At 49.9% G+C, this 11,333-nt stretch carries 13 protein-coding genes; 3 read left to right on the top strand and 10 right to left on the bottom strand.

All coding sequences use genetic code 11. The features are described from left to right. Positions 1-7 precede the first annotated feature (7 nt). From miaB to V2P20_RS13015, 8 genes are all read right to left on the bottom strand, one after another. Positions 8-1,363, bottom strand: a complete 1,356-nt coding sequence (miaB, locus tag V2P20_RS13050; RefSeq protein ID WP_331818985.1) for a tRNA (N6-isopentenyl adenosine(37)-C2)-methylthiotransferase MiaB — start codon at positions 1,361-1,363, stop codon at positions 8-10. A 217-nt stretch (positions 1,364-1,580) separates the two neighbouring features. Further along, entirely contained in the window at positions 1,581-2,783 is a 1,203-nt protein-coding gene (gene glcF / locus V2P20_RS13045) for a glycolate oxidase subunit GlcF (RefSeq protein WP_331818983.1), read from the bottom strand. Then, positions 2,784-3,848, bottom strand: coding sequence for a glycolate oxidase subunit GlcE (gene glcE, locus V2P20_RS13040; protein ID WP_331818981.1), 1,065 nt, complete (start codon positions 3,846-3,848; stop codon positions 2,784-2,786). Continuing rightward, positions 3,849-4,268: a CsiV family protein gene (locus V2P20_RS13035; protein WP_331818979.1), complete on the bottom strand. Its 420-nt coding sequence runs from the start codon at positions 4,266-4,268 to the stop codon at positions 3,849-3,851. It lies immediately after the preceding gene. A gap of 233 nt (positions 4,269-4,501) precedes the next feature. Then, complete coding sequence (locus V2P20_RS13030; RefSeq protein WP_331818978.1) at positions 4,502-4,720, bottom strand: hypothetical protein; 219 nt, start codon at positions 4,718-4,720, stop codon at positions 4,502-4,504. Positions 4,721-4,727: 7 nt separating this feature from the next. Then, entirely contained in the window at positions 4,728-5,051 is a 324-nt protein-coding gene (locus V2P20_RS13025) for a DUF2845 domain-containing protein (protein WP_331818977.1), read from the bottom strand. Positions 5,052-5,151: 100 nt separating this feature from the next. After that, positions 5,152-6,342: an autotransporter strand-loop-strand O-heptosyltransferase gene (locus V2P20_RS13020; RefSeq protein WP_331818976.1), complete on the bottom strand. Its 1,191-nt coding sequence runs from the start codon at positions 6,340-6,342 to the stop codon at positions 5,152-5,154. 148 nt (positions 6,343-6,490) lie between these two features. Continuing rightward, entirely contained in the window at positions 6,491-7,264 is a 774-nt protein-coding gene (locus V2P20_RS13015) for a hypothetical protein (protein ID WP_331818975.1), read from the bottom strand. A 293-nt stretch (positions 7,265-7,557) separates the two neighbouring features. On the opposite strand from V2P20_RS13015, the gene V2P20_RS13010 reads away from it, so the two are divergent. The 3 genes from V2P20_RS13010 to V2P20_RS13000 all read left to right on the top strand — a co-directional run bounded on the left by V2P20_RS13010 (position 7,558) and on the right by V2P20_RS13000 (position 9,033). Next, complete coding sequence (locus V2P20_RS13010; RefSeq protein ID WP_331818974.1) at positions 7,558-8,148, top strand: hypothetical protein; 591 nt, start codon at positions 7,558-7,560, stop codon at positions 8,146-8,148. 87 nt (positions 8,149-8,235) lie between these two features. Beyond that, positions 8,236-8,601, top strand: a complete 366-nt coding sequence (locus V2P20_RS13005) for a hypothetical protein (RefSeq protein ID WP_331818973.1) — start codon at positions 8,236-8,238, stop codon at positions 8,599-8,601. 162 nt (positions 8,602-8,763) lie between these two features. Next, entirely contained in the window at positions 8,764-9,033 is a 270-nt protein-coding gene (locus V2P20_RS13000) for a hypothetical protein (RefSeq protein ID WP_331818972.1), read from the top strand. A 145-nt stretch (positions 9,034-9,178) separates the two neighbouring features. Here V2P20_RS13000 and V2P20_RS12995 read toward each other — a convergent pair whose 3' ends face one another. Then, complete coding sequence (locus V2P20_RS12995) at positions 9,179-9,565, bottom strand: hypothetical protein (protein WP_331818970.1); 387 nt, start codon at positions 9,563-9,565, stop codon at positions 9,179-9,181. Further along, positions 9,565-11,325, bottom strand: coding sequence for an Hsp70 family protein (locus V2P20_RS12990; RefSeq protein WP_331818968.1), 1,761 nt, complete (start codon positions 11,323-11,325; stop codon positions 9,565-9,567). The genes V2P20_RS12995 and V2P20_RS12990 overlap by 1 nt, the downstream gene beginning before the upstream one ends. Positions 11,326-11,333: the final 8 nt, after the last annotated feature.

Below are 11,333 nucleotides of genomic sequence, written 5' to 3'. Positions count from 1 at the left end.
TCAATAATTAATTGTGTTGGATAATTTTATCGACAGAAGTATCCACAATACGTCCTCGCAAAGAGTTGGCCAGCGCTTCGGTAATCAATACATCGACAAACTGCCCTGCCAGCCTGGGATGGGCGATGAAATTGACGACGCGGTTATTTTCGGTTCTGCCTTGCATCTGTAGCGGGTTCTTTTTTGATTGGCCTTCGACTAAAACGGTCTGCACGGAATTGACCATGCTGTCAGAAACCGCGGCCGCCATCTCATTGATGCGCTGCTGAAGGCGGTCGAGGCGCTGTTTTTTAACTTCCTCAGACACATCGTCAGGCATATCGGCCGCTGGCGTTCCGGGGCGCTGGCTATAAACGAAACTATACGATAAATCGAAGCCGATTTCTTCGATAAGCGTCATAGTTTCTTCAAATTCAGCTTCAGATTCACCCGGGAAACCGACAATAAAATCCGAAGACAGATAAATATCAGGCCTTACTTCGCGCAATTTGCGAATTTTTTCAATGTAATCGGCGCGCGTGTAGCCACGCTTCATCAGTTTTAATATGTGATCGCTGCCGCTTTGCACCGGCAAATGCAGATGATTGACGAGCTTCGGGATTTCGGCAAACGCTTCAATCAGGCTGTCGGTAAATTCAGCCGGATGGGATGTCGTAAAGCGGATGCGGTCTATGCCGTCCACGGCCGCAACATAATGCAGCAATAAAGCGAAGTCGGCGATATCGCCATCATCCATCTCGCCGCGATAGGCATTGACATTCTGGCCCAGCAGATTGATCTCGCGCACACCTTGCGCTGCCAGTGCGGTGATTTCAGCTATCACATCATTCAACGGCCGGCTGATTTCCTCTCCGCGCGTATAAGGGACTACGCAGTAAGTACAATACTTGCTGCAACCCTCCATAACAGACACGAACGCTTTCGGCCCTTCGGCCCTGGGTTCGGGCAAGGCGTCGAATTTCTCTATTTCGGGGAATGACACATCGACCACGCGCTCGTGTTTCGTGCGTGCCTGATCAAGCAACTGCGGTAGACGGTGCAAAGTTTGCGGACCAAAGACGATATCGACATAAGGCGCGCGCTTCTGAATGGCGGCCCCTTCCTGGCTGGCTACGCAACCGCCGACACCGATGATGACATCGGGACGCTTGTCTTTGATTTTGCGCCATTTGCCTAAGGCTGAGAATACTTTTTCCTGTGCTTTCTCGCGTATCGAACAGGTGTTGAGCAATAAAATATCGGCCTGTTTCGGATCATCTGTCAGTTCAAGACCGTGTGAAGCCTTAAGTACATCCCGCATTTTATCGGAATCATACTCATTCATTTGACAGCCATTGGTCTGAATATAAAGTTTTTGAGTCATATTTTGTATTGGTAAATCACCCGGAAATAAAAAGCCCGGAATCAACCCGGCTTTATTTTGCGATGAAACGGCGATTCATGCGCCCGATAATAAAAAAACCCTTGAACATTAACAAGAGCTTAACGAAAAGCAGACATTATACCCTGAATAGCGTTTAAACAAGAAACTCGTACCATGACCAATCATCGCTCCGGATTCAATTACCTTTTAAGACTATTTAGCAAAGCAACAATTCAATCCAATGCAACACCTTTCCGGAGCCAGCCGATTGCAGATGGTTCAGGCAGCCTATGTTGGCCGTCACAATGAGATCAGGCTCATTCGCCTGAAGCGCCTGCAGTTTATTGCGCAATAATTGCCTCGATAAAGCCGGCTCCAGCAAGGAATAAACGCCCGCAGAACCACAGCAAAGATGCGCATCGGCGACGGCCGCCAGCCGATAACCGGCTTTTTCGAGTATCGCCTCCACAGTTCCGGTTATTTTTTGCCCGTGTTGTAGCGTGCAAGGCGATTGAAAGGCGACCTTTCTGCCATCGCCTTTAAATTGGGACAGGTCTTCCGACATTAGCACGACGCTGACGTCCTTGACCAGTGCCGAAAATCGCATTGCTTTTCCGGCGTAATCGTGATCATGCCTTAATAACTCGCTGTAATCTTTCACCATGACGCCGCAACCGCTCGCCGTCATGACAATGGCTTCAGCGCCCTGCTCAATATAAGGCCAACAGGCATCGATGTTACTGCGCGCAAACGCCAGCGCTTTTTCATGATCAGACAAATGGTAATCCAGAGCGCCGCAGCAACCGGCTGCCTTCACTTGAATCAATGAAATACCCAACTTATCCAGAACCTTGGCTGTTGCCGCATCAATTGACGGCGCCAGCGCTTGCTGCACACAGCCCGGCATGATCAGCATTTTTCGGATATGAACCGCTTCAGGCCAACCAAGAACTTTTGTTCTGTCTGGAATTTTATTTTTTAATGTTTGCGGTAAAACCGGCCTGATCAGCCGAACGCCATGCAGCAAAGCGCCGAAACGGTTCCGATAAGGCAAAGCCGCCTTGATCAATCCCCGCAGTATTTTTTGCCCGGCTGCGCGCCCTACCCGCTCATCCAGCATAACCCGTCCCAGATCAAGCAAGCGTCCATAGCGAACGCCTGAAGGACAGGTCGTCTCACAGGACCGGCAACTCAGGCAGCGGTCCAGATGCTGTTGCGTTATGCGCGTGACGGGCTCGCCTTCCAGCATCTGTTTTAACAGATAAATCCGCCCGCGCGGGCCGTCGAGCTCATCGCCTAATAATTGATAAGTCGGACAGGTTGCATTACAAAAACCACAATGCACGCAGGCGCGCAAGATCCCCTCCAGCTCGTCGTGCTCGGGCTTTTTCTTGACGAATTCGGCCAGGTTAGTCTGCATTTACCAATCCCTGTACATTCTGTTCGGATTGAAGATGCCTGAGGGGTCGAACGCCTGCTTTATGTTCCGGTTGAGCTCTTGCAGCTTGCCGCTTAACGGCTGAAAGACATCGCCGGTACGGTCCTTGCTTCGGAACAAAACCGCGTGCCCCTGCGCGTTTTCAGCAGCCGAGAAAACGCGTTGCGCCGGCTCTTCCGACTTCAACCAGCGCTGACCGCCGCCCCAATCATAAAGCCAGGCGCCGGCCAGCTCCAGTTCTGCGGCGGCGGGAGGCACGACGATGCGCCATAAGTTCATGTCGCCTTGAAAGAAATCAAGGCGCTGCTCGTTTAAACGCGGCCAAAACGAATGATCAGTCATAGCCTTATTGCCGCCCAGTTTACCGGCGGACGCTTTGACGGCTTTTTCGCCGCCGGATAACCTGACATATAAAATACCGTCATAGTAACTTAAGCCGGAAACCGGCAGCGATTGCGAAGCCAGTTCCGTCATTTTACTGATCGCAGCGACAATACCCAGCTCGAAGCAGAGCGTCTGTTCAAGCGCAGGCAACGGCAGCACTTTCAGGGAAACTTCCAACAACACGCCCAGCGTGCCCATGGCGCCGACCATCAGGCGCGATACATCGTAACCGGCCACATTCTTCATGACCTCGCCGCCGAACGATACGATTTCCGCCTTGCCGTTGATGAGCTTGCAGCCCAGGACGAAATCCCGTGCCGCTCCGGTAAAAGGACGCCTCGGCCCGGACAGTCCGCAAGCGAGTGTCCCGCCCAAAGTTGCCTGGCCCGAGAAATGCGGCGGTTCAAACGCCAGCATTTGGCCTTGTTCTGCCAGGGTTTGTTCTATCTCCGATAAGGGTGTGCCGGCGCGGGCGATAATGATCAGCTCGGAAGGATGATAATTGACGATGCCCTGATGCTGCAGGGTATTTAACAGCAACCCAGCCGCTTCCCTGCCGAGAAAAGCCTTGCTGTTGCCGCCGACAATCTTCAAGGGTGTGCGGATATCAACCGCATGCCGGACGGCCTGCTGCAGAAATGCTTCACTTGTGCCCTGCATCATCTATAGCTGGCTTACTTTGGCGACAACGCCGAATTTGGGATGATCCAGATAATGAACCTCGTTCAGTTTAATGCGCCTGTTTTCATTCAGGCGGTAAACAAGCGCTTCATTGTTAATCTGAGCGGGTTTGTATTCCAGGTCGACAACCAACTGCAGCGTCTGGCCGCGCTGGATGTGAACAAAGCCGTTCAAGACACCTTCAGCGCTCTGGATATGAACAGGACTGCCCGATGCGCCTTCCGCGACGGTCTGAAGCCAGGCGACATGCATAACGGGTGTATAAACGGGATCTTTCGATAAGGCCGCATAAGCATCGTCAAGCGATAGCGTATCGGCTTTTTTATAAGCTGACAATTCAGTCAGGTCGGCCGGCCATTCAATTTGGCTCTCTGTTTGCTCAAATACTTCGGTATTAGGCATATTCTGAGCAAAAACTATCAATTCAATCTGATAATCATGGGGCTCGGCACAAATCTGGCTACTAAAAAAACTCAGCAACATAGCTAAGCCATAAGCCATCAGTTTTGCCATCCTTGCATTTCTATCATTCAATAGCGGCATTTATCAGTTTAATCCGAAAATGTTTTAACTAAATCGAAGATATTAAACCTATCGACAATTTACATCCAGCCTGATGAATGTCTGCAAGGAATTTATTCCCCCTCTGCGGTCACTGATTTGACTACTCTTTTAGTGCCTCTGCCGATCGATTTGGCCGCATCGCGCGTGCCATGACCGATCTCTCGGGTGACATCGCGCGTAGTGTGTCCTATGGTTCTGCCCGCTTCCTTAAACTCGGTGCATGCCGATAAATGCAGGCAGCATGAAATGGCGATTAGTATTTTAGGAAAGTTTATAACTGGTGCGATCACTTATTTTTCAATAGCCATGCTCAAGGTCATCAATTTCTACCAGTATACCATTTTCAAATATTAACCGTTCCCTAAGCCGGCTTGGCCCGAAATTGTAAATCCATTCATGAATGATAACTTGTTCATAACCTTCAATATCCAATCCACCAGGATGCCGTAAACGCTGCCCACGATACCCTATTCGTTCTTCCATATATTCGGGTTCACCGCATCTTTCAAAAACCTTCGATTCATGATCACCGGTCTCAACTAGCAGATTTCCACATCTGAAGCCTGCCTCGGCCGCGCCGGCAACAGCTAAAAAACCAAACAGCAGCAATATTTTTTTCATCCTGATTATCCATGAAGCTTAAAAAATAACTAAACCCTAACCTCATCCGATGAACAGGGGATGAATAATTTCTACAAATCAGATCGGTTCAGACTATTCCTCAAACGGTATTGTACCCGTTTGGCCTGAGCGCATGGCCGGCTTTTTGAAGAGCCGATATAACCTGTTCCGCAGTGATGCTTTTTGTACATTCGAATGCTCTGACCGTATTTTTATGGTCTGGGCACCAGTTCCAGTCGCCGGGATCGAGTCTATACCTGTTGAAACATCCGCTGCATACCGGCTCATCCGGGGAAATCCTGATGCAGTCTTTCATTTCGGAATAAGGATATGAAAATCCGCTAATCAGACAAGTCGGACATCCGACAGCCCAGGACAGCCAGCTTAGCCCGCTGCCGATTCCTATAAACAGCTTTGCATGCCTCAGATAATTGATAATCTGTTCGAGAGGACCTTCCGGAATATAAATAATTCCATCCGGCGCTTTATTGTTCATGTGCTCATGCCCCTCTTTCGACAGAAGCACGACCTGATAGCCGCTATCATTCAGAAACCGGACGGTTTTTTCCCATCCCGTCCTATTATTCCAGTACTTGGCCTGGGCTGTGGAATGAACGGCAATGCAGACATAGTCCTGATCCACGGGCCGAGGCAAATCCACCTCCTTGATGCGAGGCCGGTTGCCTGAATAATCCAGGCCGAGAATGTCGGAAGCCGTTTCGCCCAAAGGTTGTTCACGAAAGTTTCTGACATTCTTGTTGTAATCGATATTCCCATCGGCATCATAAAACCATCCGAGACGATACATGGCATACAAGTCACTCACGACTACGCCGGGTTCAACGAATTCAATTTCAGGATATTTTTCCGCAAACAAATCGTTCATAAAGGTCGAACAGACCATTTGGCACGCATGTTTTTCCCTGAATTCCTCTACTGAATGCAGCCAGGCCAGCGTATCGCCCAGCGCTTTGGATTCCAAGGCAATATAGACTCTCTTGTCTTTACAATCATAAACATGACTGAATACCTGGGCATTATCGGATTTTCTGAAAATATTGATTTTCCATTTCGTAAAATAGCTTCGCGCTGTGCGAATCCATTGGTTATTCTGTATTACGCCCTGATGCACGACTTCATCGTTTGCTGTGTCAATAAACTGCACCCGATAAAATTCATTGACGTTGCCAATTATTTCGATCGACGCGCCGTCGATAAAACTGAAGCGGCAGATATTCACCGGCAATTCTTTCTGGAAATTGAATTGTTTTTTGCGTTTGCTTTTGCCCATAGTGAACAAATCCGGCGATTGTTGGGCGATTCGACAGCGACCTCTATCCGTGCTGTTTACAATGCTCTCGAACGCGAGAAAATGCGTCATCCGTGTTTTCAATCTCAAGGATAGGTACGGATGACGAGATCTTTACAGATTTATAAAATTATTTTGCCATATTGATACTGTGTAAAACATCATCAAGCTTAATTTCCAGATTAATTTCTCCGGCCGATGTTCCATCGCAAGTTGTAGTAGGTTTAGCCTCCCTGACTTTCCACTCCTCGACATTATTCGGATTTTTTTCCATCACGACATTGTAATGTCCGGCGAAGATTGTCTGTTGCACGTCGACGCAAGGAATCACCAGCAGGCTATCGTCAAAACTAACCCTCACTTTCTTGCGCAGGTCATAATCTATCGTGACTTCCAATATTTTGCCAGCTCCATCCTCGCCTTTGAACACCGAAACGCTCGGCATGCCGATGGCAGCCAGCACATCGTCGGTATTGATATCATCATCAAACGGATTTTCACAGATCGGATCCGTTGTGCGTTCAGCGCGTTTAAGCTTCCAGTCAAAGCCGCTGCCGTCGCCGGCCAAGCTCATCAATACGTTGTAACGTCCATCGAATGGGGAATTTCTCACATCAACACAAGGTATGACCAATAATTTATCACTAAAACCGGCTACAACTTTTTTCCTGGGATCAATGTCGCCTGATGCGCCGTTTGTACCTGAAGTGCCATTCGTACCTGACAGGCCGCTTGTACCTGATGTGCCATTTGTACCTGATAGGCCGCTTGTGCCTGATGTGCCATTTGTACCCGATGCGCTCGATGAACTAATTCCATCATCAAGCCCATTCTTCGCAAATAAAGGTGTAGTGGCAGCTAAAGAACCTGCTATTAGTATCGCTATATTGCTGCTTATTTTCATAAATGCCTCCTCATAAAAGATAAATTTCGAGCTAAGAATCACTTAATTGGAGTTTTTGTCAGTTCAAATACTCAATAGTTGATCCCTTAAAAACACTAAAGGTTCAATTTGATGTCGAGTTAAATTAAATAGTGACTTTTTGAGAGTGTGTTGCGAACTTCTGAAAAATGCCGGCAAGAAATTCCGATCCGAGATAGATTATGCGCCAACTGTACGGATTCCCGACTGAAAGCCATTGAACAACCATCCGATCGCATAGTCGAAAATTTTATTTCCGGAAAGGTGTGTCAATCATGTTCGCACATGGCTTTAAATGGCACTTCATTCGCGGCCTAAGCGTTCTTCTCGCTGCCTTGTGTCTGCCTTTGACAGCCTCTTATGGACAAGGCGAAGAGCTTGTCGAGCCGTTTCCAGCGCCTTCAACCCGCCAGGATGGCGCCAGCTGGCCATCGGCAGAGCAAACGCAAGTTCCTGAAGGTACTTTCGCCGTTCAACTTGCTGAAGCGTTAAAGCTTGGCCCTATTTCTGGCGGAACAAAAGCCGAAGAACTATTAAGCAATCTGGGCATAAAACCTTCAAATGGGTGGGTTTCGGAGCGCCCGATCACTCCGGTCGCGCTAAATGATATCGAGAAGGGAATTTCCGTCGCCAGCGATCAAAAGAAAATCGCCCTCAAAAAGGATCAGGCGCTGAAGCTTTTCGGTGATATCAAGGCCAAGCTTGGATTAAATGTTAATCCAAGCCCGGAAACTCTCGTTGACCAGACGCCAGGCAATAGGGTGATCTACCGCTATACCGATGCAGAAGGCGTGATTCACTTTACCGATGTATATGATTCCATACCGGAAGAATACCGGAAGAATGTAACAAAGAACGCTGAATGAGCCTTCTATGGACACAGGCGGCGGCACAGCAAAAACACCCGAACTTCATTTAATTCAGTAAATACTTGCCCGCAAAGGGAGGCAATTATGAAAAAGCGAGTTATATCTTCGTTGGCCATAATTGGGCTTGCCTTTATGATTCAAAGCTGCGCTTTCTATGCTCAACCTTATGGGCAGGTAGGATTTTACGGCGGAGATGGGCCTTATTACGGTTTTGGCTTGGGTTTAGGGTCTTATAGCTATTACCGTTACCGCCCGTATGGTTATTATGGGTATCGCCCTTATGGCTATCGTCCTTATTATTACGGCCACAAGCCATATCGATACTATCAATATGGCCCCAGAAATTACGGCTGGGGAAACCGCTATAATGGAGGCTACGGCCGCAGCTGGGGCAGCGGCCGCAGCAGAGGATTCAGCGGCGGGGGCTTTGGCGGCCTGAGGCGGCGCTGATATTAAGATCAATGTGCAAACACATGCCTAATACGATGGCTCTAATTTAATTAATCCCATGCTCAAAATATACGCTTCCCAAGTAAGGAAGTGCCCATTCCCTGGAAAAAGATCGTTCCTTAACGGAGGGATTAAAAAATGTTGCGGACTTTCAAATTCTTAATGTTCATCTTTATACTCAGCTCATGCTCGACAATGCCGACAGGCCCCAGCGTATTGGTGCTGCCAGGCGACGACAAAGACTTTAACCAATTCCATACTGATGATGCGGCGTGCAGACAGTACGCCAATGAACTGATCATGGCGCCGCAAAAAGAACCCGACTCTAAAGAGGAAGGCCAGCAAGGTTATGACATCGGCTATATCCAGTGCATGTATGGCAAAGGACATCAAGTTCCGGTGCCGGAAGAAATAGTATACGAGACCTTGTAGATGACATACGCCTCCAGCACTGGAAGATGGCGTCTCTGAAAAACTATCAGGAATTACGCATTTTGCCTGTTCAACTGCTGAAACAAGCGGTTTTAAAACCTGTGGGGGCGACTAAAGTCGCCCCCACAGGCTTGCGTAAGTCCTGTTATTGATCCCTTACCAATAAATGATCAGCGAATGAGTTCAATTGCTGCAACAACTGGCTGTCAGGAAACAAATTGCGCACGCTGTAGAGCCGTTGTTTCGCAGGCAGCAGCTGTTTTTGCGCCAGCAACGCCAAAATTTCCCGGCATTGCTGGCGAATCAAGAAATCACGGAAGACAAGCGCCAGCCCGGTTTTTTTAAGGCGCAGCGAAAGCACCACAGCGCTGGCGCTTTGCCCGGCTTCCTTGTCCTGCCAGTGCTGTATCGCTTTGGACAGCCAGAACCGGGCGGATTGCTCGGCCGCTATCATGCTGCTTAAATCAGCCTGACACCGGGAGCATCGCGCCGCACCGCCTAGGCGGGCATTGCAGCATGGACAGCGCTCCATCAGGATTCCAGATAGTAGATAATGTCGTTCAATTGATCGACCGGCTCTTTCAGGCCTTCGATATCCTTGGCCTTGATGCACGCCGTTATAGTGCCGATCAAATCGACCATGTCTTCTTTATCCGTCTCGGAGACGCGCTCAAACAAGCTTTCGGCTTTTGCCATCACGCTGCGCGCGGCTTCGATTTCCGGCGCGGCCGGCTCTTCGAAAGGTACCGGTTCGCCCAATTCGTCAGGATTGTGTTCCAATTGCCCGAATAACGACGTGATGCGCTGCCTGGCGGTATCGAGCGTTGTGCTTTCAAAACGCGACAGCGCATTTTTAATGACGATTGATTTTTCCAGGCCGGTGGCTTTTTCCTGCGCCGAAACGTGCAGAATGCCGTTGAGGTCCAGATCCAGGGTCAGCGTTATCACGTTGCCGGCTGCCACATTTTGCAGGCCTTCAACCCGAAACTCACCTATGAGGGTATTGTTTAAGGCATCGGGATCTTCGCCTTGATAAATAGCGACTTCAACGAATTCCTGACCATCATAGTTGGTCATGAAGGCCTCGGTTTTGCGGTTCGGCAGCACGCTGTTCTTGTGAATGACCGGCACGAACATGAAAGGGTAAAACTCGCCGTTCAGCATGCCTATGGCGCTGGTGCCGTAGGTGTACGGAGTTACGTCGACCAGCACCGTGTCCACTTGCTCGCCGATGATCATGGCCGCCTGAATGGCTGCGCCCATGGCCACGCATAAATCAGGGTCGACTTCGCCGTGGGGTTCGAAACCGAATTCACTGAACAGGCGCTCCCGCACACAAGGGGTACGGGTGGAACCGCCGACCAGAATGACTTCATCGATATCCGATGCGGTCAGTTTTGCCCCTTTCAAGGCGATGTGCACGGCATCCAGCGTGGCGTTGACATAGTCCTCGATCATCGCCTCGTATTCCATCCGGGACAGCTCAACCGACAAATGGACCGGCGAGCCATCGTGCTCCAGCAGATACTCCTCCTCAATCTTGGCGTAAGGCTGATCGGAGAGGTGGATTTTTGCATTTTCCGCAGCCCGGGCGATGCGAGCCATGGCTTTGCTGTGGCTGCGGGCGTCTACATGGCTGGTTTTCTGCAGATGCTTGAGCAGGTGTTCTATGATTTTCTGGTCAAAGTCATCGCCGCCCAGGTGATTGTCGCCGTGGCTGGACAGCACTTCGACGACGCCGGACTGAATGTTGACCACGGACACGTCAAACGTGCCGCCGCCCAGGTCATACACCAGCATGCGCTTGGCTTCGGACTGGCTGGCGCCGTAAGCCAGCGCCGCCGCAGTGGGTTCGTTGATCATGCGCACGACTTCCAGCCCTGCAATTTCGCCGGCCTCGCGCGTGGCTTGCCGCTGGGCATCGGAAAAATAAGCCGGTACGGTGATGACGGCCTTGCCGACCGGTTGCCCGAGGTGCTTTTCGGCAATGGCTTTCAGGCGTTTGAGAATGATCGCGGAAATTTCCTGCGGCGCATAGGGCTGTCCCGCCAATTCCACCCGGCTGTCTTGCCCCATCAGGCGCTTGATGGATTTAACGGTGCGTTCCGGGTAAACCAGGTATTGGTTCTTCGCCGTTTCACCGACCAGAATGTTGCCGTGGTCATCGATGCCGACAAATGAAGGCAGGATTGTTTTGCCGTCGCCGGCGATAACCCTGACCTTCCCTTGCTCGACAACCGCAACTTCCGAATTGGTAGTGCCTAAATCGATGCCAATAATGATGTCTTTCATAAGTGTTC

This window comes from Methylobacter sp. Wu1, assembly GCF_036553575.1.
Classification (GTDB): domain Bacteria; phylum Pseudomonadota; class Gammaproteobacteria; order Methylococcales; family Methylomonadaceae; genus Methylobacter.
This window is presented reverse-complemented; position numbering and strand designations above follow the sequence as displayed.